This window comes from Bacillus sp. FJAT-49736 (assembly GCF_018343615.1).
Taxonomy (GTDB): Bacteria; Bacillota; Bacilli; order Bacillales; family Bacillaceae_C; genus Margalitia.
In genome coordinates this window covers 986,044-1,009,835 of sequence record NZ_JAGYPI010000001.1, presented here as the reverse complement: position 1 = coordinate 1,009,835, position 23,792 = coordinate 986,044, and the positions used below count along the sequence as shown (strand labels likewise).

Genomic DNA, 23,792 nt, shown 5'->3' with positions numbered 1-23,792 from the left:
TAAAGTGTACCCTTTGTAAAGGACATTTTAAAAAAGAGTTAAGCAATCTTAAGAAGATGATTCCTGTATTGAACAGGGGTCATCTTCTTTAAATTCCATTGGTATCTGAAGTTGTTATAATAAATCATATAAGAATTAATTTCTTTCTTCAGTTCCTCAAGTGTGTTACAAGGTTTGATAAAGGCTTCATCCTTAAAGTGGCCAAAAAATGATTCCTGGGGGGCATTATCCCAACAATTTCCTCTCCTTGACATTGACTGTCCAAGCTTATATTTTCTCACTCTTTTTTGATATAGGGGGCTGGTATAGTGAACGCCTTGGTCAGAGTGTATAAAAGCATCGGGTGCTAACTTAACCTTTCGATTTTGCTTTAGTTTACAAAGTGTGTCCATTGCTATATCTAAAGTGATACGATCAGAAACATTGTAAGCCAGGATTTCATTGGTTGATCCGTCTTTAATGGTCGATAGATAGGCTTTCTTTCCTTGTCCATACAATAAATAGGTAATGTCAGTAAGAAGGACTTTTCCAGGTGTTCCTTGCTTAAACTGTCGTTGTAACAAGTTAGGCAGAACCCTGTGTTCTTGCGTTGCTTTCATCATTTTTCGATAAGGATTCGATTTTCTAATCGGGCAGACTATACCATACTTCTTCATAATACGCCGTATACGTTTCAAATTGAAAACAACCTTAAATTGATCAGCCAATGTCATTTTAATCTGGCGAGCCCCTTTTTTGCGATTCTTAAATTTATATGCCTTTATGATAACGTCTCTTAGCTTCTCGTCCTTTTTTTCCCGTTCTTCTCTATTCTTGTGTGAGGATACAGTAAAGTAATTATAATATCCCGAACGGGATACGCCTGAGATGTCACACAAATAACGAAGCTTATTTTTAAGCTTATACTTTTCAATTATGGAGTGGATTAATAAGTACCTTTGTTCAGCTGAAAGTTTTATTTCTTCCCCTTTAGCCTCCTTTCGGCTAATTCTATCTTTTTTAACAATTCATTTTCAGCTTTCAATAAATTATTTTGAGCTTCTAGCCTTGCATATCTTTCTTCTAATTTAAGTTCACGTTCACTAGGTCTGCCAGTATTCTCTTTTCGGGTATCTGTTAAACCAGTGATACCATTCTTTCGATAAGCAGCACACCATCTACTAGTTGATGATCGAACCCTTCTTTCTCCAATTATTTCTATGTCAAACCCACATTCTTCAAAAATTTGTTTAGGCAGTTTACCATTCTCATATTCGGCAATAAAATAACGTTTGAATTCATCTCTATAAGTAATCCCTTTTGAGCTTACTGACTTTACATAGAAATTATTTGATAACTTCGAAATTTCTCCCTGTGTGAATGTTTTTTTACTCATATTTGATCCCCAATCCCCATTTTTCCTCATTATACATAAAAGTACCCTATAGGGCAGACTCTTTTTTTAAAGTGTCTACTCTATAGGGTACATTTTATCAATGAGGAGCTTCTTTTTCAGTAAAATAGACATAAAAAAAGTTTTAGACTCGTTTATCTCCAAATATTCGTAATGGGATGTGCGTTCTTGCTTGCTCCTGCATGGGAAAGTCCATACAAATCCTCGATTGTTCTTAATAGATCAAAATGGTTGACTTTCTCACTATAAGTTCCCTTTTTAATCATAGGTCCGACAAAAAATGTAGGGATTTTATTACTCGCCGAATTATCATCTTCATCCCACGTAACTATTAATAGGCTATTATGTGTTTTAGCCCACTTCACATATGCATCTAGATGTTGCTTCAACCAATCATCCGCTTGGCGAATAGTGCCATCATGCATATCATTTCTAAGAGTCGGTATGACAAACGATACAGTTGGCAACTTATTAAAATCCGTTGGAAAGCTTTCTAGAGGTTGATTACTTGACTTAGGAACATTGGAAAAGTTCACCCATGGATTATGTTTCCGAGCATACCCACTTGGATCTTTTGTGCTTTCCCCATCATACCCTACGTATGGCATTCCTTCAGAATATCCAGCAAACGTTAAATTCTTTGCAAGAAGCTCACTTGCAAGATTGGGTTTAGAAAACTTTGAGTCTGGCGCACTGTCACTTGTTACTCCCTGATTCGAACCTGAAAATAAATCAAGATAATTGGGCTGGCTTGGATGCTCGATGGCATGATAATTCATCATATTTGCCCCTTGTTCCATCAACCAATTGATATATGGCGCTGAAGGGTTGTTGATTATTTCTTTGTGGGAATGATTTTCTTCCACTACAATCACAATATGATCAATATGCGGGAGAGCTTTGTTTGGTATCTGTGCAACGTTTTGTTCCAGTTTTTTATGTATGGTTTTCCCATTATTCTCACCACTACACGAAGATAAAAGACATGATATTATAACCATTAACAGTATTATAATTTTTTTCATATGTGTCACCTGATTTCCTTTAATTCATTAAAAGGGCCATCGATATTAAATCATAGTATGTCTTATCATCCACTTTTATAGCCTTACATTTATGTCCCTCTTTATAAAAGCCATACTTTTCGTATAAGGAAATCGCGTTTTTGTTATTAGCTACTACCTCCAGACAAACTTTTTCAATCAAAGGATTTTCTTTTGTCCAATCTAGCAAAACGGTGAGTAATGCATTACCAACTCCTTGATTTCTATGCTTTTCTCCTACACTCATTCCAAAAGCGCCTTGATGCATTAGTCTTTTTTTGGGACCGTTATGAAAATCCAAAAATCCTATAATGCAATCTTGATATTCTGCTATTATCGCTAATTTTCCATTGTCATCCATCATCTCTTTTAATAATCGTCTCTCTTGATCGATCGTCAATTGAAATTCCTCTGCAGTTGTAACTAAATAAGGTGCCTCACGAATTATTTCTTGATTAAACATTAAAATCTTCTTCGCTTCTTTCGGTAATGCTGTTCTCACAACAAAGGTGTTACCATTCTTGTTTTTAAAATACCTCTTTTCCACAAACCCCATAGCATAATGCCCCCTTCTTAAAAAATATTGCAGCAATACATTAGAAACATTCTTGCTCTTCATACTAATACAACTTGGTTGATATAACGAAGATCTTATTAATTGGATGATACTCGCGGAAAATATGAATTGGATCTTTTTTTATTTAAACGATACTCTAAATATCGTTACTACTATTGTTTTGCGGCGACAATAGTACTCTAAACAGGAACAGTAAAACTAACAGAAAAAAAGGTGTATAGATCTCTAAGAAGTTCAGTTGTGCATTAGAGAAAATATGTTTACACATCATATGGTTGGTTGAATCGCAATGTTTCTAGCATCTAAATGAAAAAGAAAAACGCAGAGATTTTAACAACCTCTGTGCTTTCGCTTTTTAGCACTTATTCATCCACTAAAGTCCAAAATGAGTCATCATATTTTTGCGTTGCAATATCCATTTTTTTTATGACCATTATCCATTGGTCTTCCTTAACTTTATACTCTTGTTGAACTGTTGGCTTTAAAACTTTTAGCAAATCCTGATTCATTTTACTAATCTCTTGTAAGATATTCATTTGATTATCCGTCAGTTTAACCATTTTACCTTTAAATTGCATACTTCTGAACTTATTATGAATCGAAAATAATGTTCTCTTACTTGTTTCTCCGAACTGTGAAGTTTCTGTTATATATTGTTCAATACTTTGAAGTTCTTGTATATTGGCCGCAAAGTCCCCATAAAGCGAAACCAAACCTTTTACATCATTGGTCGATATTTGTTTACTATTTATAGCATCTTTAATGATCATATCAGCTTGAGAAATATCGCTTTCATTTGGCTTAATTAAATTATTTAATCTCTCATTTATATAATCGGCATAATGATTATTTTCATTTGTAATATGAACGGAATATGCAAACAAAGAACCCAAAATGATAATAGCTAAAAAAATATAGCTCTTTTTCATCAAACCCCCCCAGTTTGGTGTCTATATTAACCTGATGTTTCTTATATTGATTTGACATAAACATAGATGTGACAGGAAAATATAAAAATCCAAATTAATCATTATTTAAACTCCGGAATATGGAAGCTAATAATAATTTTATACTTCTAATCCAAAACCAATATTTATCGATATAGCGTTTTTTATTGTTTTAATTGCTATTGTTACTACTACCATCCGATTACATCATTCCGATTTACTTTGAAACAGAATATACACAGACCTCCTTCCCCCATTTAGGAATAGTTTTGATTAATGTCATCCCAATTCTTTCCGCTACCTTTCGAGACGGAAAATTATTTACATCTGGTAATGAAACCAGCTTTGAAAGCTGTAATTGTTCAAATCCGTAATTTTTACATCCTAAGGCCGCTTCAGTGGCATATCCTTTTCCCCATACTCTTCTTGCAAATAAATATCCGATTTCCATTTCGGTCATACCATCTACTTCCTGTGGAACTATTCCACATTGACCAAGGAATTTACCGCTTTCTTTTTCCTCCACTATCCAAAGGCCAACACCATGCTTCTCATAATTGCCTATTGTCCATTCGATCCAATTCATAGTCTCCTTCTCATCTTTTGTGGAAGGATAATATTTCATCGCTTCCGGGTCTGAGAAAATTTCTAAAAGGTTATGTACATCCTCTTTCTCCATTTTTCTTAAAACCAATCTTTCCGTACAAATGACTGGTGTGCTCATACCTTTACCTCCTTTAGTTCTTACATTTATAGAAACAAAACCATTAAATCTTCATCAAAGTATTCGCCATCGAATTTAAGTGCATTCCTTTCTACACCATATACAGTAAATCCTAGGGATGAATATAGTTTCTTAGCAGCGGTATTATTTGAAACAACTGTTAAATTAAGTTGTTCCATTCCATCGAAATTTCTTGCTCTTTCTATTAAATCTAGTAGGAGCAATCTTCCTACTCCCTGCCCCCTAACTTCAGATGCCACAAACATTCCGAAGATGTTTCCTTTATGAGAGGTTTTCAAACTAGTTTCACGCATAAAAGTAACAATACCTACTAATAAATCAGAAGGATTAAAGGCGCCAAGAACAAATTTGTCTTCTGATGGTTTTATACGCTCCTCTATCATTTGAAGGGTAAATGCGGATTCTCTTTCATAAGTAGAGCCGAAAGCTTCCGGATTATTTTTTAATCCTTTTAACCGTAAATCTTGATAAATTGGGGCATCGTTCTCTTTTAAAATACGAATATTCATAGCTTTACTTCCTCTCTTTTTCACTTTGACAAAGAAGAACCGAATTGATTCATTTCCTCTACTAGTATTTGTAATGCCTCACCACTGGACGATTCTTTCATATTATTCTTATAAACTACTTTGTTACTATTAAGTTTATTTATAGATTTAACTAGCGTCTCCTCATTAAGCTCATCTTCTTGTAAAGTTAAGGAGTACCCTTTTTCTTCAAAAGCTTTCGCATTTAGGATTTGATCCCCTCTGCTTTGCTTTAAACTTAGAGGAATAATCAACATTGGGATTTTTAATGCCAAAAATTCAAAAATGGCATTAGAGCCTCCTCTTGTAATTACGAGATCGGTAGCTTGTAAAATGTCAGAAAGCTCTTCATGAACGTATTCAAATTGCTTATACCCAGAAATATTAGAAAAGCTTTTATCCACATTATTTTTCCCGCACAAATGTACTATTTGGTAGTTTACCGTTAGCTCTTTTAATGAACTTCTAACTGCTTCATTAATTTTTTTAGCTCCTAGACTCCCACCCATTATTGTTAATATTGGGGTTTCTTTATTAAAACCAAGAAGACTTCTTCCATTTTCAGCGGATCCTTTAAGAATTTCCTTTCTTATAGGAGAACCAATTGCAGTTGTTTTCTGTTTCGGAAAAAACTTTATTGTCTCTTCAAAAGAAGTATATATTTTAGTGGAAAACCTTTGCGAGATTTTATTTGCTAATCCCGGTGTAATATCACTTTCGTGAATGAATACAGGTATTTTAAGTGATTTAGCTGCTAAAATAACCGGAACCGAAACAAACCCACCTTTAGAAAACACTAGATTTGGTTTGATTTTTTTGAGAATTTTTCTTGCCTCTACACAGCCTTTCATCACTCTAAATACATCTTTTACATTTTCCACATCTATGTATCTTCTAAGTTTGCCGCTACTGATACCATAGTACGGAACATTTATTTTTTGAATTAGCTCCTTTTCAATTCCCTTTTTTGATCCAATGTAATAAATATCCCACTCGGGTCTGATTTCATTTATTAATGCTATATTCGGTGTTACATGGCCAGCAGAGCCTCCACCTGTAAATACAATTGTTTTTTTCATCATTTTATCTCCTAATACTACCATTGCAATTTCCCTTTTCTCATTTTGGCAACATAAATAATTTGCCCTGTATGATTATGTATCATGAATTAAAAAAATTCATATAAACCCTCATCAAAATACTGAAGCTCCTTATCCGATACCCTATATCGTGTATATCCCTGATAAAAAGCCTGCTTGTATTCCTCATCCTTTACAAACTTTCTGATAGCCAGTGATTCATCATACCTCGGGTCTCCCACTGTCATACCTGATAAATCGATAAACAATCGTACCTGTCCGTTTATTACAAGAACATTGTCGGTTGTGCAATCGCCATGAATGATTGTTTGTTTAACGGGATGTAGTTTGTTAGCCTTTAGCTTCTCGAGAAGTTCCGCATTTCCATCTGATTCGCCGCGAAATAAATATTCTTCCGCTTTCATCAGCTGCTCCTCTAACCAATTATTATGATGATGAAATGGTTCCACGATTTGTTTTTCATGAAGCTGACAAAGAAATTCACCGAAACTCCTAATGAGAGATTTCTTTTCCATAATATTTTTTGTATTTTGTAGAGCTGTGGTTAAAGTGATTCCCTCTTCAAAAGACATGATCAAATGGCTGCTGTCCTGTTGATCAATAAAACCAAAGTATTCAGGTACTGGAATAATATTAATACTGCTTAATTTTTTTAATAGATTAGCCTCTTTTCTTAGCCATTCACGATATTTTTCCTTAACCGAGCTTTTCAACAAATAAATACCTCTATCGGTAATTAGTTTACTTACCGTTGATGTACACCCCTGATCCTTTAATAGGATTTCATCTTTAATGATTCCAACTATACTCTCCAATTTTCTCTGTAAATGCATCTCCAATATTTTTTCTCTCCATCTTATTTTGTGATTTATTGTAAAGTTCTTTATAAATAAGTTTTTCCCCTTCAAAAAAATAAAATTTCCCATCAACATTTTAATAAAACTTTAAGAATCCGCAGGTAAAATTAACAATAGATAAAGAAGTGAATTTTCTCTGGAGGAATGAACTTGAAAAGGAATTATATAAAAATTATTTTGGATTTTCTATTGGCACTTACCTTTGCACTTTTAATGGATCCCCGAGTATTAAGTGGACTGCCATTTCATGAAATAGCAGGTCTCGTGTTTGGAGTAGCCATTCTTACACATATCGGACTGAATTTTAGCTGGGTAAAAAATACAACCAAGAAAATATTTGATTCGAAGCTTCCTGTAAAAACGCGTATTAGCTATTTATTAAATATACTTTTATTATTCTCCATGTCTGCTATTATCGTTACAGGAATATTGATCTCTAGAGTAGTTTTTCCTTCATTAGCTCTTAAAGGAAATCATATGATGCGGGGTTTGCACAACCTTGCAGCTAATATTACTCTAGTATTAGTTGGTCTTCATATAGGGGTTCACTGGCAATGGATTAAAGGAATCTGCAAAAAAATATTCAAGGGTAAAGAAGGAAAATGGAGAAAAGGAATAGTTGTATCGGTTCTCATTTCTTTCATCATCTTATTCGGAGGAATTCAATGGTATTCGTCCACTGTTAAAACAAGTACTACTGATTTTAAACAATTCGAGCAAAGGAATTTTCCATCAGATTCAGGCAATAGTAATGTGAATTTCCAAGGACCACCAATAAAAGATTTTCAAAAACATGCAGATAAATTCGAACATCACGGCAAGAAAAATCCTTTTCTGACAATCCTGCAATATTTAGTTATATTTACTATTATCATCATACCAACCTATTATTTAGATAGAAGGTATTTGGGAAAACGCAGAAAGCAAAAGAGATTAATGCTAAAAGAAAATGAGGTATAGGTATTCGCCATATACTAATGTGAAGAAGATGTGTGATTCATCTTCTTTTTTATGTAAATGCATAACCCAAGTTTTGAATAATTCTATTTACGTTTGGTATTAGTTTTGACCAAGAGGTTTTCTATGATTTTTGCATATTTTTCCGCTACTATGGCTGCACCAACACTGTTTAGATGGATACCATCCAAAGTTAACTGAAGCCCACGCGACTTTGATAATTGATCTATTCGTTTTTGGTCTTTATAAAACAGAACATCTATCATTACTCTGAAAATTCCTGTGCTAATATAATCCGAGCTAGTAGCTTCCGATAAATATTTCTCAAACACGGATTGCAAATTTAAAAAGCAAACATTGGAATATTTATTTGAAAGTGACTCAATGATTTTAGACAACTCTCTAATGTCTTTATTTGCTTCATTTTTGATGTTTTCACCAACCAATGCTGGTGATACGGTAACAACATGTTTTGGAGAGACAGTTACCAAATCTAATACTCTTTTAAAATACTCATGGAATTCCTCTTGGTTTTTTACAACAGGCTGTGCCTGCATTTTTAACATTTTGGAATATACATCATTGACTCCAATCCAAAGAAAAAGAAGGTCATAATCTGTAGTTAAAATCGTCTTGGTTAATCTGGTATGTAAACTTTTAACCGTTTCACCAGGCTTTCCAAGATTAACTATATTAATATCGGGGAATTTTTCCATTAATAATTTTGAAAAAGACACACCTGGACGCCCTTCCGTTAAACTATCTCCAACCAAACCAACTTTCATTATTTCTCCCCCTTTTTGAATAATAACTGGAGCAATGGCTATCAAAAATACTTTTTTACATCTTTTATAAATTAATGTCTTTTTTAGTTATGTTTACCTTTTCTATAAATTAAACCGTTTTTTATTTTTATTATAAAAAATTTTCGCAACATTTTAACAACTTGTTTTTGACAAAATAATGAAACTACACATAAAAAAATCCTCATAATTTATCATGAGGATTTAACATAGAATGTTTTCGGTTTTATTTCTAACCGCATTTGATTTTGTATACCATTGAGAAAATATCACATTTCTTTTCCCTAAGTGATATTTCCAGTTTATTCTCATACCACCATTTCCGAGTAATGGAATCTCCGTTATTATCCTTCTCGCCTCTTTTACTCGCTATGCATGAGTGAATAATATAATGATCTCCATTTGTATTAAAATCTTTTGATAGAAAATGGAGAAATATTTAATTCCGTCTTCCCAGATATAATTAAATCACTTAATATTTTCCCCACAACACTGCTAAACTTAAAGCCATGGCCAGAGAATCCTGCAGCAATAGCAACATTTGTATATTTCGGATGCAAATCAATAATGAAATTCTCATCTGGTGTAAGTGTATACATGCACGTTTTACCGTAATTCAATTCCTTATTATACGGCATAAAATGAGTTAAAAAGTTTTCTAGATCTCCTGCATCTTCTTTCAAATCACCAAATCCTTTTATGGGTTCATCAGGATTAATTTCATATCCTCCATCATGTCGGCCAACCTTCAGTCCGGTACCATGAATGCTAGGAAAACCATAATAGGTTCCTTCCGGTGTTTCAAATGAGAAAGCTGGAAAATCGTAATGGTTGTATCGTTTTTCATCCGTGTTGAACCAAGCAAATGTCTTTCTTACAGGCTTGAGTGGTAGATTTAAATCTAACTTAGAAAGAAGCTTACCAGACCAAGCTCCTGCAGCAATAACAATTGCATCAGCGTAGAATGTGTTTTGTTCCGTCTTTATCGTTACGTTATTACCATGATTCGTTATCTCTTTTACTCGGCTGTTCGTCATAATTTCAGCTCCAAACTGAACTGCAAGATCTCGATAAGCCTCAATACAATCTTCACACTTTAAAACTCCAGATGTAGATTCATAGCATCCTATGTAATCATCTGGGATGGTAATTCCAGACCATCTTGAATTCACTTCTTTGGATGATAAAACATTTACTGGCAAGGAATATGCTTTTGAACTGGTTATAATATTTTGGATAAATTCCGAATCCTCTTTCCCTATATTAAGAACTCCAGTTTGAAGAAACAGTTCTTTTCCAGTTGCCTCCTCCAATTCATTCCATAGCTCTTGTGCTTTTAATGCTAACGGCACATATTCTTCACCTTCTCCGTAAGCGTGTCTGATAATTCTAGTGTCACCATGATGGCTTCCTTTATTATGCGGTGGGTTAAAGGAATCTAATAATAAAGTCTTTTTTCCGCTCTTTGCTAAAAAATATCCTGCAGCCATTCCCATGGACCCTGCTCCGATGACAATTACATCATAGTGCATATGCTTCCTCCTATAGAACAAATATTTTTATGTGTATTTATTATTTTAGCATTTTTCAGTAAAGACCTTTAAATAAATTACCTATATAGGCAGTTAAATTTTATTTGCACTAAACTAAAAATTATATTTTCGTGGTTAGATTTGTTATTTCTGAGGATTCTATAAAGTTTCTTCGATCAAAATCAGTTAAATGCAGGACTTTATCGAAAAAAAAACGAATATTTATTATTAATACAAGATTAAGGGGGCGGTCTTTATGAAAATTAAGAGATATGAATGGGTGAACATAGCTACAGCATAAAAGAGAGGGGTAATTTTTTGAATCATGCATTATTAATTATTGATGCTCAACAAGACCTAATGGACGGCAGCAATAACGAGCCAAACGTTTATAAAAAAGAGGAACTACTTCAAAACATCAATACTGTCATTACAGAAGCAAAAAAGCACGGAATCTTAACCGTATTTATAAGGGATCTAGATGTAGCTGAGGGTAAAGGAGCCGGGTTCGAAATTCACCAGGACATAACGGTACCTTCTAATGCCCTGATTTTTGATAAAAAAGCGACGAGTTCCTTCTATGGTACACCATTATTAAATACACTAAAGGATAATCAAATCGGACATTTGGTTGTGATGGGATGTAAAACAGAACATTGCATCGATACAGCTGTAAGAGCAGCAACAGTTAACGGGTTTGATGTTACACTTGTGGAAGATGGTCACTCCACTACTGATAGCTTGAATTTGCCAGCCGAACAAATCATTAAACATCATAACTCAATCCTGCACGGACATTATAATGTTGATCATTTTTCCATGGTCAGAAAAGCAGAAGAGGATTTGTTTAATCCCCTTCATAATAACTACAGATAATAGAAATTTAAAATTGTCAGTAGTAAAGTTAACATGGCCGGAATTTTTTTCCGGTCTTCTTTTTACTGCCACAATCTCTTCACTTCCACCAATTCTTGCCCATTAAATTCCATTCTAAAAATATCCGGTTTCGATGTTTGAAGTAAGAAATTGTAGTCAAACTGCTTGTCATAGAAGCCCATCATCAACGTCATTACTGCTCCATGTGTGCCAATTGCTATCCTTTTGCCTTGATAAGTAATTAATAATTCCTGCAAAACCTTTATAGCCCGATTTTGACAGTCATTATTGGACTCTGCTCCTCTTAAAGCATAGTTTGGATCAGAGTACGACTTTTCAAGTATTGGATATAATTCTGCATCAGATATTCGCATATCCATTGTCGAAAATATTCTTTCCTTTAAATCTTCAAAAATATGAATTTCCTGCCCTAAACGATCTGCCAACTCCTGAATTGTCAGAACAGACCTAGTATATGGACTAGATACCAAAACTTCTATGCCCTCTTTTTCCAATAAATCGGCAACATGCACGGCATCTTTTTTCCCTTTTTCCGTTAGTTCTCTCGTTCTATCACTTTTACCCTTTTTGGGTGATTCACCATGTCTTACCATGTATATATACGTTTTCATATACTCCTCCGTATTCCTATATTCCATGCTACTATCTTTGCCATAGAGATGAACTTATCCAATTCGTCTTCAAAGCATAATTCTCCTTATTTTGATAATATTCCTCTAGATGCTAATATTAAAGATAATTTTAATTAACACTTGACGAAATGAATGTATAGAAGTACAATTACTTACATAAAGTAACTTAATAACTTTTTTAAACTTAATTTATAATTGATTAATTTCTAGGAGGACTACTCATGAATTTTCATCAAGCTCCTGTTACATTCGTTGGAGAGGTTAGTATAAAAGTTGGTAATTTAGCACGTTCCCTTTCCTTTTACCAAGACATAATTGGTTTTCAAGTATTAGAACAAACAGATTCTAGTGCAAAACTGACCGCTGATGGTAAAACTGCTTTGTTGTCCATAGTGGAGCCCAAAAACGTTATTCCAAAGCAACCACGAACTACAGGCTTATATCACTTTGCTATTTTATTGCCCACTCGAGCTGATTTAGGAAAAATTATAAAGCACTTTATTCAAATTGGATATCCACTACAAGGTGCATCTGACCATCTTGTAAGTGAAGCCTTGTATTTATCGGACCCAGATGGAAACGGAATTGAAATATATACAGATCGTCCACCTGCCTCATGGGAATGGAAAAACGATGAGGTAATGATGACAACGGAACCATTAGATGCAAGAAGTGTATTAGCAGAAGCACAAGATGGCTCTTGGAATGGTCTACCTGCTAAAACGGTCATGGGACATATTCATTTACACGTAGCAGAGTTGAAGGAAACAGAAGAATTTTATACAAAGGGACTTGGGTTTGATGTGGTTTGTCGATATGGTAATCAAGCACTTTTCATCTCAGACGGTAAATACCATCACCACATTGGATTAAATACATGGAATGGAATTGGTGCACCTGCACCGCAAGACAATAGTGTGGGACTACTTTCCTTTACATTAATGCTTCCAAATGAGGAAAAAAGAAATTCTATTGTTCAGCAATTAAAAAATATAGGTGCTTCCGTAACAGAAGAAGATGGTCGCCTATTTACCCAAGATCCCTCGGGAAATCGCATCCAACTGGAAGTACTTTAAAATTTAAAAGCACTCGTTTTAAGACGAGTGCTTTTCTACTAAGTTGAATTATTGTTAACACTGTTAAATATTTAGAGGAATTTATAAAAGAGCCCATTTGGAGTTTACGTGATATTTGTCACCCATTCAATTGGCTAACTCTTGTTCCTAATTGATATATCTCTTCTTTTATCTGTTGTAGTTCATTAACTTGGGTAATCGATTTCCAAGCAATAATAGCCAAACTTACTGCTATTACTAAAAAACAAACTACCTTAATTTTTTCCAACACGTCTTTTTTCATTATATTCGATCTCCTTTTACACATGAATTGAATACAAGAAAACAACTAACTCTACGAAAACACCTTTACAAAAGTGGTGAAAGACATTTTCAAGATTGGTCTTCTGCCTTTACGAAAAATATTGATCTAAAGATTTCTTCTTACTAACAATCAATATTTTATCGCTGTATTTTTTATATTTTTTGAAAAAATTCGGTCTTCCCACTTCTTCAAAATGCCGATTCCATTTAAACATTTTTAAAAATATTTCTACTGTTGGCATATAGTGTGACCTCTCAATTCTTAGTTTTTGTAATATAAATCTTTTAATAATTCGATAGGTTCTAATAGAATATTTCGTATCTAAATAAATAATAATTTCTGCCTGTTGAAAACTATCTGATACCCAATCCTCATTATGAACTCCTTCAATAATCCATTTCTCCGATTGAAAAATAGTATTCAAATAGTTAATCCGCTCCTGCACTGTTCTCCTAATATCACCCTCTTTATGCCTTTCCCATACCACATTATCTAATTCGTAATATGGGATCTTTAGCTTAGAGGATAATTTTCTTGCTAATGTCGTTTTTCCACTTCCTACTGAGCCAATAATATGTATTTTTTTAGGAATATTCTTTTGCAAATGTACCACCCTAACAAAGTAATGAAAATAGCTAAACAAGGAGCCTCTTTAAACAATCAATAATAATATCAGGTCTATCCATATGAATGTCATGGTCGCTGCTGTCCGCAACTATAAATGTCGATTGATTCGATAATCGGGACAGTGGAAAGGTAATTACCTACCATCTTCTATTTGTTATATCTAAATTCCTTCTAGATTGTGAGAAAATGATCATTTTTTGTCAATTATAAAAAAGGCAAACCCATAAATTCAGATTTGCCTTATGCTAATTATCATAATACTATATTCATTACTTGACTAATGGAATTTCTAAATTGTCCCCTATTTCAAGTGTGCAATTATGGTAATCATTTACCGGAGCAAAGAACATTAAGTATTCGTCTGGATTCCCTTGAACCTCACCCTTACTAAAGATTGGATCCACTCTTTTTCCAGCTGTTTTCAAAAATACACCTGTTTTTTTATTATCTACTATATATCCGTACTTTTTATCTATCTTTCTGGCACTCAAAAATTTCGATTCCAATTTACTCATGACCTTGTACTTCTTTCCAGTTTCATCGGTCAATATTTTTGTATCCGAACCAGACACAACCACTCTCGTTTCAAAAGCCGAAAACTCCACCTTTTTAATTTTGTATGTTTGGTTTTCAAATTTAAATTCTTTATTAACCTCTACCATTTTTCTATCTGGAGCTAATGCCGCTTTATCCAGCTTGAAAGAAAGCGGCCAAGTTGTTTTTACTTTATGAACGGACTGGTTCTTATAAATAGTCAAATTTTCAACTTGTAATCGAATGTTTTGTCCTTGAAAATCTTTTATTGATTCAAATGATAGAGCTTCCGCTACCATATTTTTTTTACTATTATAATATCTGCTTCCCCAGCCAACGCATTTTAGTTTCTTGTTACTATTGTCATCAATTAAATGAATAGAACTTTTCCCCTCAAAAATATCAATATAATAATTTTTCAAATTGGTCGTTTTACTTTGATAGGTTAATAACAATTTAGTTTCCTTATCATCCGTTAATACGCTCTGAAAATGTACGGTTATATCATTCTTTTTATCATAATAGGTTTGATTGACTGCCAGTCCATCTCCGTCTTTAGCAGCCTTTCTTACACCTGAATCATCTATATGATTACTTGAAAAAATCTTATCATACATTTGCTGTATAGACGCTAAAACTGGTGTAAAGGTTACTGCTAGCGCAGAAATTATGCAGATAGCGGCAACTAACGATATTCTTGCATAAATTTTTCTGTTTTTGGATCGACTATTAAAATTTCCTTTAACCAGAACTTTGCTACTGTTCCCTTGTTTCTCTATTCGTTGAATTTGATCAATCATATCATCCCAGACATCCGGTATCTGTTTTTCGATTGCTCGATCTAGAGATTTCACTATTTTTTCCTTTTCCAATAGATTTCCCTCCTACTCCAGAGCATTTTTTAATTTTTTCAAAGCAACCCTATACTTCCAAAGTACCGTTCCTAATGGCATTTCCATGATAGAAGCAATTTCCCTGTGTTTCATTCCGGAGATTTCCTTCAATATGACAATTTGTCTTTCTTCTGTATCTAATAGACTTAAATATTTTGATAAAACTAATTTGTCTACTGGATCGTCTGCCATATATTGTGATTTTTCAAAATATTCGTGTTCAAATCCAGTTATTTCTCGTTTCTTTTTACGATATAGATCAAGTGCGCGGTTTCTGGATACACTAATTAACCAAGCCTTTACATTTTTAATCTTCTGGTGCTTCATATACTGAAATAGTTTCATATACACATCCTGAAGCACATCCTCGGATAATTCAAAATCCCTTAAAATAGATAACGCCATTGCAAATACATGTTTTTTATAAGCCACATAATGCTGCTTGAATTCTTCCAGATTTTCGATGGATGTCTCAGCTCTTTGATAATTAAATTGTTCCATTTTACGCCTCCCTTCATTAAGTAGACGCAACAGTCTCCACTTTTATTGGTCAACATAAATTATTTTAATAAAGAAAAAAAGAAACCAAGATAAATCCTGGTCTACTCTTCCATCAGTATACATTTACAGTAACATAGTTAAGTTAATCAATTTTCTAAATAAATATTTCGTTTAGCACATTCTATACCTCAAATATTGGATAAAAATCCACTCTACTTAGGCTAAAGTACTAGGATGAACTATTGCTTTTAATGCTAATAGAATAATTAATGATTTCCTTTAATACATCTACATTAATATCTGCAAGTTTATTAATGTACACGCAGCCTTTTCCTTTTGTATGTTTCCCTAATTCATTTAGCAATTCTTCTTTAATCGGTTCACCCGATGTTAAATACAAGCTGATCTTCGCTTTACGTGGTGAAAAGCCGACTAATGGGGCATCCCCCTCGTGTCCGGATTTATATTTATAGTGATAGGAACCAAACCCGATGATACTAGGTCCCCACATTTTTGCAGGATAACCAGTTGTAATGGTAAAAATATCCAATAACTCATAAGCATCATTGCGTTTCTTTTCATTCTCTACTTTTCCAATAAACTCCATCACATCATTATCGTTTTCTTTTGTTTTTAATTCGTACATGGATAAATAGTCCTCCTTTTTTTCATTGAACTTTTAAAACTTTCTCTAGAATTAAGTGTTTCTCAACTCCGGAAATAACCACCCTCAGAATGAATAACTTGTCCTGTTATCCATGTTGAATCATCACTGGCAAGAAATCCTACCAGCCGAGCAGCATCCTCAGGCAAGCCGATTCTTCCCATTAAGAACTTTGGTAGAAGATGTTCTCTAATTTCATCCGTCATCCATGTTGAATCAGTCGGACCCGGGTTAATTGCATTCACTGTAATTCCTAGAGGAGCCACCTCAACTGCTAAGGTTTTAGTGAATGCTGAAATTGCTCCTTTTGTTGCAACATACGCTAGTTCTCCAGGCATTCCTCCTATGTCTTGTCCGGATGTCAAATTAATAATTCTCCCTGAATCCTTGTGAAGCTTCTCGTATCGGCGGGCAAATTCCACGCATAATAGGAAGGTTGATCGCATATTAACTGCATAATGATTATCCAATGTATTTGCATCTAAATTCCTAAATCCGTCGCTAGCAGAATGTGCTGCATTATTAACAAGGATGGAAGGAAAACCTAAGGAGGAAGTTGCAGAATCCAGAATGCAATCTGCAGCATTTGCATTCGACAAATCTACCTCTAAGCCATCACAGCGAACGCCGAATTCTTCCATTTCTTTTATGAGGCTTTCCTTCCAGCCTACTTTTTCTGCTTTCCAATAGGTGAAGAAAATATCCATTCCTTGAGAAGCCAATCTTCGGCAAATAGCGGAGCCAATGTCTTTTGGAGAACTCGCTCCAGTTATAAGAGCGATTTTATTATTTAAGTTATGCATACTTTCTTCTCCCCTATGTTTATATTTCTTACAAAAAAACCTTTTAGCGGCCAACTAATATTATAGTAAATTATATCATAATTGGTATTTTTACCAATTACTTATTATATCCCTAAAAAAATGCAAACTTTATCAAAACTTATTTTTTCTATATAATGACAAATAGTAACTATTTATCTCTAATACTAACTTTTGATATATAAGGATGTGAATCCAATGACCAATCCTATTACTAATTATTTAAAAGCAGATTGCCAGAATTGCTTTGGATTATGCTGTGTTGCATTACCTTATGGAAAATCTGCAGACTTTGCTTTCGATAAAGCGGGTGGAACACCTTGCCGAAACTTACAATCAAATTTTCAATGCAGTATTCATAAAGACCTCAGAAATAAAGGCTTTCGTGGCTGTTCTGCATTTGAGTGTTTTGGAGCAGGGCAAAAGGTTTCTCAATTCACATATAAAGGAAATGATTGGAGAACTGATACCAAACTGTCTAATGAAATGTTTCAAGTGTTTCCTATTATACAGCAGCTTCATGAAATGCTTTGGTATTTAAATGACGCTTTAAACCATAACGCTGCTGAAACTATTCATCATGAATTGTGGAAGAGCTTTGAAGAAACGGATCAACTAACTAAGCTGCACGCTGAAGAAATTTTAGAAATAAATGTTCATGAGCATAGAGCAAAGATAAACCAATTACTTATACGAACTAGTGAACTGGTAAGAACAAAAACCTTGAACAAAAAATATAAAATAAACAATAGACGTGATCTTATCGGTGCAAAGCTTCAAGGGGTTGATCTCGCTGGTGCTAACTTAAGAGGTGTTTTGCTTATTGCCGCAGATCTTAGAAATGCAGATCTCCAAAAAGCAGACTTTATCGGTGCTGACCTAAGAGATGCTGATATCAGCGGAGCCAATCTTACTGGCTGTATTTTTCTTACTCAGGCTCAGGTTAATGCAGCAAAAGGGGATAAAAATACTAAACTTCCTTCGTCTTTAAGCATCCCTTCCCATTGGAAACAAGTTAAAAAAAACATATTAATAGAACGGATTAGGATTCCGTTATTTGTTACAAATTGATACAAATTTGATGGTTAAGCGGACACAAATACCTTATAAACAAAAACATATAGAAATGCCCTCATTTGTCACAAAAAAAGGAACTGGTGTCCGCCGATATCTAATCATTTATTGCTCACAGTCTTTAAGTCCAAACCTGATCCAATTTATCTGAATAGAAATCAATTGCCTTTTTATACTTTAGAATTTCAGCGTCAGATGTAGTATCTATTAAACACTTTAGCAATAATTCCATAGCGGAATGATGTTCTTTTAAATTATATAATGTCATAGAGTAAAATACTTTCATTGCTTTGTTATTAGGAAATAATTCAATCCCCTTCAGAAAAGTTTCCTTTGATTTTTCATGCTCACCCAATGTTCTATAAGTACTTCCTAACCCCAAAAATGCTCCTTCTAAATCCTCGCCAGACAAGCCGAGGCTAATAGCTTTTTCATAGTATGGAACTGCTTTTGACTCCTCCCCTAATACATCAAAACTCCAGGCACTTTGATAGTTAATGTACGGATCCGTCGGAAAGTCCTCTACCAATTTTAAAAGAATTTCATTAGATTTTATAAGATTACCATTATTTCGTAAATCTATTGCTCTTTTTAATTCCTTTTCCAACACGGTTACCTCCCATAAATTCTAAAATAATCACTCTATTACCGATTGAGTTGCTTGGTCATCCCAATGGTAAATTTTTTGAATCCAAGCTTTTCATAATAACCTTCTAAATTATTAACACACATTAGCTGCGGGATAACCCTATTTTTTTCACAATGCTGAACTAAGAGTGTTACAATTTCCTTCCCTATTCCTTTTGATTGATAGATTGGTAAAACACATACCCCACATATTAAACCAGTTATTACTCCATCTGAAATAATACGACCCATTCCTACTAGATGATCACCATCAAAAGCGTAAACAGCAAACCAACTTTGCATGCACATACTTTCTAATTCATCTACAGCTAGGTTTAAGGAATTCCACCCCAAGGATTCGTATAATTCTAGTAGTTGTTTAAAATCCTTGGGAGGATCATTTGTATAAAGTATTCGGTTCTCCATATTCATTCCTCCCTAATTCTAACTTCAACTGCGAATCGAACACATTTTTTTAATAGCTTCCCTTATTACACCATATTGAAAATAGAAATTATATATATATTTTCTGTTATAAAAGTACATTCTTAGCTTTACCTTCCTCCATATAGTAAGGACGCCCCAAATAAACGAGGCGTCTTTTTTTAAAAGGAGAGTAAACCAATCACCTTTTGTTTACCAACAGCACTGATGAGTAGAGGAATACGAGGTCCGCTACTTTCATTTAAAACTAATTGATAAATATCTTTGAATAACTGTTTTTGACACTCCCGCATCCTTTTTTTATCCTGAGTATGGCAGATTGCATAGACCTCTTTCATTAAAGATTCTCCATCCAAATTTGGGTATGAAGACAAAATGAATACAAGCTGCTTTATTCTATCTTTTTGTTCATCTGTTAAACGACTATAATACAATATATTTTTTTCTTGATTGATTTGGATTACACGGTGTGGATTCCATGTTTTAATCCAGTGGGAGACTCTTGTGCTAATTGATATTATTTTTTCAATTGGATATTCTTCACCAGCTTGCATAAAAATTTGCTGCAATACTTCCTTATTAAAATCAATAAGTGGAAAAATACCTGCTATTTTAGAAAAACTGGGATATTCTACGGCTTGACTTGCACCAGCTATTTCCAATGAACTCTTGATGTCTTCATCCTCCAAAAACCCGTTTTTATATGATGCTAAGTACCTTTCATACTCTGCATAATTTCTGAGTACATCCTCATCAAATCCAATTTCGAAAGCTGTATTAGGCCTATATCTTGCAAATAGAAAAAGAATGATTTCTGGAGTATAGACTTGTAACAAATCATTAGGTGTTATAACATTACCTGATGAACTGGACATCTTTTGGGTTATTCCTTTTAAACCGATAAATTCATACGGGGTATATTCAGGTGCCTCATATTCAAAAATTTCTTTTGCAATTACCTTTGAGACATTGTAACTCCCTGTTGCAGCTGAATGGTCTCGTCCGCCTGGTTCAAATATGACATCCTCCACCATCCAACGCATAGCCCAGTCCACTTTCCAATTAAGCTTAATATTTCTTAATTCCTCCAATGGCTTTCTATCACTATATCCACAAATACATTTGTATTCTAACTTTCCGGTAGGCTCATCAAAAGATGTAATGGTTATATTGTCCTTGTTACAATGTAGGCAATACAAAGAGATTGGATAAAAGTTTTCGCGTTCCACTTCGGAAGGCACCCCACTTTTAAAATCCATCAAGATATCATAAATCTCCTTTCTTCTTTTCAATGCAGTTTGAATGTATGAAGTATATCTTCCAGATCTATATTCAGCGCTTTGATATATAAATTGCGGTTTAATTCCAAAGGCATGCAAGGATCTCTCAAATTCCAGTTCAAAATATTGTGCATAAGAGCCTGGCCCATAAGGGTTAGGTACATCTGAATATGGCATGCCAATATGAGAATTATCCAAGGTTGTTACATTTTGGGGAATTTTCCTTAACCGGTCATAATCATCCCAAGAAAAAATAAATCTTGTTTTTTTCCCCAAGCTTTCTAATGCTTTTACGACAAAATAGGTTGTCACGATTTCTCTAAAATTCCCAACATGTACAGAACCAGAAGGGCTGATACCTGAAGCACAAGTAAAAACCTTTTTTGTTGGGTACTTTTCTATTAGCCTTGTTGCAATTTGAAATGCCCAATGCATATTTTTCACCTCATCCAAATATGTTTTATTACACTTTTTTCATATGAACTTCTAATTCATTCTTAACAAGTTTTCGGTTGTCATTAAGATTTTCGGTCAAAAAATTAACAACGTTCAAGAAAAGAACCTTTATTCAAGACAAAATAAAAAACTCCCACCTCCAAGATTTTTCAATCTTGAGGGCGAGAGTTTGACTTCGCGGTACCACCTCAGTTTGCTTATTGATCACTCAACAAGCCTCATCAGGTACGGCATTATTCAGCGATACCCTATCCCTGTAACGTGGGAAAACGTCGCAGCATCCCTAAGTAAATTCTTAGTTCCGTGCAAAGCTCAGAGGCTTTTTTCGATAAGAATTTCCATCCCTCTTTTCACCATCCGAGGGTCTCTGTAATGTACCTTCTTACCTACTCATCTCTTCATCGCCAATTGTATTAGAAAAGATATTAACAAATTGTTGGAATGTTTTCAACAATAATTTTTCATTATTTCTTTTTTAAAATACCTAAATACGCTTCCCATGGTCCCACATCTTTCCGATATCTTTCCGCCATTACCCTCACGATTTGAGAAATATGAGTGAAGTCATGTACGACCCATGTTGCTAGTAATTCTCTTAATCTTACTTGACCAAATTCAGGGTGCAATCCTATTAAATCAAAATCTTTTTCAGGATTTATTAGATTTTTAAGTTTCATCATATTTTCGGTTCGTATAGATTTAAAATCCTCGAAAATTTGTGGGAGCGACTTTTCAGTTCCTGCATTTAGATGAGAAAAACGATCAAAGGGTGGAAAAACTTTATTCTCTCCTTCACGTATTAACCATTCTAATCTTGGTATCCAGTTATTTTTTTCTGCCTCTATTAAATGCTCCACCACTTCCACCGCATTCCAGGTATGGTCCCCCTCATTGCAATTCAGCCACCCCTCGGACAAACCAGATAAAAAATGCTCCAGTGTATTGGGTGTCCGTTCTAATATTTCGATAGCTTCCATGAAGTTAAGATTCATACTATCTCCCCTTATCCCTTATAGATAGAAAGTCTTTGATATTATATACGTTCCAGATCCTATTCATGTTTCATATTTAATACATTAGAAGGTCTCTTTTACTTTTTACCGTCTTTCCGCTAATATCGGAATTCTACCATGCTTTCCTCCCCTGTAATCATATCCTTCAACCTATATTGATTATTTCTCACCTCATCTTCCCCTATAATAATGACTTTGCGGATCTTTTCCTTGTTTGCTTTCTCTAATGCCTTCCCCAGCTTTTTATTTCCCAATTCTAATTCCACTTTGTACCCTTGTCTTCTATAGCTTTTTGCTACGAATAACGATTCTCTTAGGGTATTAATAGGAATCACGTACAAATCTACACTTGGATTGTTACTATTCATTTCTTTCAATGATAAGGCAGTATATATAACATCTAAACCAAATGAAATTCCAACCGTAGAAATTTTTTCATTAGATCCTATTAACCCGCCAATAGCATGATCATATCTACCGCCACTGCCTATGCTTGACTTAATCGTTTTATCTTCTAAAAATATTTCATAAATTGTTCCTGTATAAATTTCTAATCCTCTTGCTAAAAAAGGATTAAATTCACATTGCTCGTTTACCATAAGATAACGCAGATACGATTCAAGCTCCTTTAATTCCTTCAGCCCTTGACGAGCCTGTTCGTTTTCAGCCGCAAAGCTTTCAAAATAATCCAAGTTCCTATTATTCTTCTCTGTTAAAAACTGTTCCATTAATTTGACTGAACCGCTTGATATCCCTTGTTCCGAAAGCTCCGCAAGCACCTTTTCAAGTCCAACCTTTTCTATTTTATCTAGAATTAAAACTACCTTATTCATTTTCTCTATTGGAGTTCCGAACACTTCAAGTACTCCAGAAAGCAGCTTCCTGTTATTATATTGAATAGTTACCTGTACATTAAGTTTTTCAAATGCATCCAATGCCATCATCATTAACTCTGCCTCTGCTATCTGGGATGGAGCTCCAACAATATCTACATCACATTGGGTAAATTCGCGCAAACGTCCTGTTTTTATTGGACCGTCTCGGAACACCTTTCCTATCTCATATCTTTTAAATGGCATACTTATTGTCGGATTCAATGCGACTACTTTCGCAAATGGAATGGTGAGATCATATCTTAATGCTAAATCTCTTTTGCCTCGATCTGTTAATGTATACATTTCTTCTAGAATTTCAGCCCCTCCACCATACTTTGATGCTAATAATTCAGTGTAGTTTAATATAGGAGTTTCTAATGGTTTACATCCATATTGGATAAAAATATCTTCAAAAGTTCTCCTAACATTTCTCCGTATTACTTCGTCCTTCGGTAAATAATCCTGGGTACCCTTTACATTTTGATAGTCCATTTTTTTCATTTTGCTTACCTCCATTTTTTGAGTAAAATAAAAAACCGCATTTGATTAATGTCAAAAACTTAATCAATGCGGTTTCATAAGAAATAGCCTTC

General features: G+C 34.2%; 26 protein-coding genes and 1 other annotated feature. Of the genes, 4 read left to right on the top strand and 22 right to left on the bottom strand.

Annotated features, from left to right (window positions below; all coding sequences use genetic code 11):
• Positions 1-38: 38 nt before the first annotated feature.
• The 8 genes from KHA87_RS05380 to KHA87_RS05345 form a co-directional block, all read right to left on the bottom strand.
• A protein-coding gene (locus KHA87_RS05380; protein WP_213093067.1) for an IS3 family transposase occupies positions 39-1,375 on the bottom strand; the annotation gives its coding sequence in 2 pieces (ribosomal slippage) (positions 39-988 and positions 988-1,375; 1,338 coding nt in all).
• Between the two features lie 152 nt (positions 1,376-1,527).
• Complete coding sequence (locus tag KHA87_RS05375) at positions 1,528-2,418, bottom strand: alkaline phosphatase family protein (RefSeq protein WP_213093066.1); 891 nt, start codon at positions 2,416-2,418, stop codon at positions 1,528-1,530.
• A gap of 19 nt (positions 2,419-2,437) precedes the next feature.
• Positions 2,438-2,992 (bottom strand): GNAT family N-acetyltransferase, encoded by a 555-nt coding sequence (locus tag KHA87_RS05370; RefSeq protein ID WP_213093065.1) that lies wholly within the window; start codon positions 2,990-2,992, stop codon positions 2,438-2,440.
• 383 nt (positions 2,993-3,375) lie between these two features.
• Positions 3,376-3,942, bottom strand: coding sequence for a hypothetical protein (locus tag KHA87_RS05365; protein WP_213093064.1), 567 nt, complete (start codon positions 3,940-3,942; stop codon positions 3,376-3,378).
• 235 nt (positions 3,943-4,177) lie between these two features.
• Complete coding sequence (locus KHA87_RS05360; RefSeq protein WP_213093063.1) at positions 4,178-4,684, bottom strand: GNAT family N-acetyltransferase; 507 nt, start codon at positions 4,682-4,684, stop codon at positions 4,178-4,180.
• A gap of 26 nt (positions 4,685-4,710) precedes the next feature.
• Positions 4,711-5,214: a GNAT family N-acetyltransferase gene (locus KHA87_RS05355; RefSeq protein ID WP_213093062.1), complete on the bottom strand. Its 504-nt coding sequence runs from the start codon at positions 5,212-5,214 to the stop codon at positions 4,711-4,713.
• A gap of 20 nt (positions 5,215-5,234) precedes the next feature.
• The gene (locus KHA87_RS05350) at positions 5,235-6,314 is read right to left on the bottom strand and encodes an undecaprenyldiphospho-muramoylpentapeptide beta-N-acetylglucosaminyltransferase (protein WP_283249413.1); all 1,080 of its coding nucleotides are present in this window, start codon (positions 6,312-6,314) and stop codon (positions 5,235-5,237) included.
• A gap of 86 nt (positions 6,315-6,400) precedes the next feature.
• A complete protein-coding gene (locus KHA87_RS05345; protein ID WP_213093060.1) occupies positions 6,401-7,171 on the bottom strand; it encodes an aminoglycoside phosphotransferase family protein in 771 nt (256 codons plus the stop codon).
• A 168-nt stretch (positions 7,172-7,339) separates the two neighbouring features.
• On the opposite strand from KHA87_RS05345, the gene KHA87_RS05340 reads away from it, so the two are divergent.
• Positions 7,340-8,149: a DUF4405 domain-containing protein gene (locus tag KHA87_RS05340; protein WP_249310141.1), complete on the top strand. Its 810-nt coding sequence runs from the start codon at positions 7,340-7,342 to the stop codon at positions 8,147-8,149.
• Between the two features lie 83 nt (positions 8,150-8,232).
• Here KHA87_RS05340 and KHA87_RS05335 read toward each other — a convergent pair whose 3' ends face one another.
• Positions 8,233-8,931, bottom strand: a complete 699-nt coding sequence (locus KHA87_RS05335) for an SGNH/GDSL hydrolase family protein (protein WP_213093058.1) — start codon at positions 8,929-8,931, stop codon at positions 8,233-8,235.
• Positions 8,932-9,356: 425 nt separating this feature from the next.
• Positions 9,357-10,481 carry an N-methyl-L-tryptophan oxidase gene (gene solA / locus KHA87_RS05330; protein ID WP_213093057.1) on the bottom strand — a complete coding sequence of 375 codons (1,125 nt, stop codon included), beginning with the start codon at positions 10,479-10,481 and terminating at the stop codon, positions 9,357-9,359.
• A gap of 318 nt (positions 10,482-10,799) precedes the next feature.
• Here solA and KHA87_RS05325 point away from each other — a divergent pair, with 318 nt between their 5' ends.
• A complete protein-coding gene (locus KHA87_RS05325; protein WP_213093056.1) occupies positions 10,800-11,357 on the top strand; it encodes a cysteine hydrolase family protein in 558 nt (185 codons plus the stop codon).
• 62 nt (positions 11,358-11,419) lie between these two features.
• On the opposite strand, the gene KHA87_RS05320 is transcribed toward KHA87_RS05325, so the two are convergent.
• Complete coding sequence (locus KHA87_RS05320; protein ID WP_213093055.1) at positions 11,420-11,989, bottom strand: histidine phosphatase family protein; 570 nt, start codon at positions 11,987-11,989, stop codon at positions 11,420-11,422.
• A 242-nt stretch (positions 11,990-12,231) separates the two neighbouring features.
• Here KHA87_RS05320 and KHA87_RS05315 point away from each other — a divergent pair, with 242 nt between their 5' ends.
• A complete protein-coding gene (locus KHA87_RS05315) occupies positions 12,232-13,086 on the top strand; it encodes a VOC family protein (RefSeq protein WP_213093054.1) in 855 nt (284 codons plus the stop codon).
• Between the two features lie 118 nt (positions 13,087-13,204).
• On the opposite strand, the gene KHA87_RS05310 is transcribed toward KHA87_RS05315, so the two are convergent.
• The 6 genes from KHA87_RS05310 to KHA87_RS05285 form a co-directional block, all read right to left on the bottom strand.
• Positions 13,205-13,369, bottom strand: coding sequence for a hypothetical protein (locus tag KHA87_RS05310; protein WP_213093053.1), 165 nt, complete (start codon positions 13,367-13,369; stop codon positions 13,205-13,207).
• Positions 13,370-13,478: 109 nt separating this feature from the next.
• Entirely contained in the window at positions 13,479-13,994 is a 516-nt protein-coding gene (locus KHA87_RS05305) for an AAA family ATPase (RefSeq protein WP_213093052.1), read from the bottom strand.
• 292 nt (positions 13,995-14,286) lie between these two features.
• A complete protein-coding gene (locus KHA87_RS05300) occupies positions 14,287-15,423 on the bottom strand; it encodes a DUF4179 domain-containing protein (RefSeq protein WP_213093051.1) in 1,137 nt (378 codons plus the stop codon).
• Positions 15,424-15,435: 12 nt separating this feature from the next.
• Positions 15,436-15,945, bottom strand: coding sequence for an RNA polymerase sigma factor (locus KHA87_RS05295; RefSeq protein WP_213093050.1), 510 nt, complete (start codon positions 15,943-15,945; stop codon positions 15,436-15,438).
• Positions 15,946-16,174: 229 nt separating this feature from the next.
• Positions 16,175-16,591: a DUF1801 domain-containing protein gene (locus KHA87_RS05290; protein ID WP_213093049.1), complete on the bottom strand. Its 417-nt coding sequence runs from the start codon at positions 16,589-16,591 to the stop codon at positions 16,175-16,177.
• Between the two features lie 62 nt (positions 16,592-16,653).
• Positions 16,654-17,412 carry an SDR family oxidoreductase gene (locus KHA87_RS05285; RefSeq protein WP_213093048.1) on the bottom strand — a complete coding sequence of 253 codons (759 nt, stop codon included), beginning with the start codon at positions 17,410-17,412 and terminating at the stop codon, positions 16,654-16,656.
• A 216-nt stretch (positions 17,413-17,628) separates the two neighbouring features.
• Here KHA87_RS05285 and KHA87_RS05280 point away from each other — a divergent pair, with 216 nt between their 5' ends.
• On the top strand, positions 17,629-18,501 hold the full coding sequence (locus KHA87_RS05280) for a pentapeptide repeat-containing protein (protein ID WP_213093047.1): 873 nt from the start codon (positions 17,629-17,631) through the stop codon (positions 18,499-18,501).
• A gap of 124 nt (positions 18,502-18,625) precedes the next feature.
• Here the strand turns inward: KHA87_RS05280 and KHA87_RS05275 are convergent, their stop codons facing one another.
• The 5 genes from KHA87_RS05275 to KHA87_RS05255 form a co-directional block, all read right to left on the bottom strand.
• Positions 18,626-19,111, bottom strand: coding sequence for a tetratricopeptide repeat protein (locus KHA87_RS05275; protein WP_213093046.1), 486 nt, complete (start codon positions 19,109-19,111; stop codon positions 18,626-18,628).
• Between the two features lie 38 nt (positions 19,112-19,149).
• The gene (locus KHA87_RS05270; protein ID WP_213093045.1) at positions 19,150-19,557 is read right to left on the bottom strand and encodes a GNAT family N-acetyltransferase; all 408 of its coding nucleotides are present in this window, start codon (positions 19,555-19,557) and stop codon (positions 19,150-19,152) included.
• A 179-nt stretch (positions 19,558-19,736) separates the two neighbouring features.
• Positions 19,737-21,290, bottom strand: a complete 1,554-nt coding sequence (gene lysS / locus KHA87_RS05265; RefSeq protein ID WP_213093044.1) for a lysine--tRNA ligase — start codon at positions 21,288-21,290, stop codon at positions 19,737-19,739.
• A 175-nt stretch (positions 21,291-21,465) separates the two neighbouring features.
• Positions 21,466-21,722: a binding site (T-box leader), on the bottom strand.
• 53 nt (positions 21,723-21,775) lie between these two features.
• Positions 21,776-22,303: a DinB family protein gene (locus tag KHA87_RS05260; RefSeq protein ID WP_213093043.1), complete on the bottom strand. Its 528-nt coding sequence runs from the start codon at positions 22,301-22,303 to the stop codon at positions 21,776-21,778.
• Positions 22,304-22,422: 119 nt separating this feature from the next.
• Positions 22,423-23,700: a histidine--tRNA ligase gene (locus tag KHA87_RS05255; protein ID WP_213093042.1), complete on the bottom strand. Its 1,278-nt coding sequence runs from the start codon at positions 23,698-23,700 to the stop codon at positions 22,423-22,425.
• Positions 23,701-23,792 lie beyond the last annotated feature (92 nt).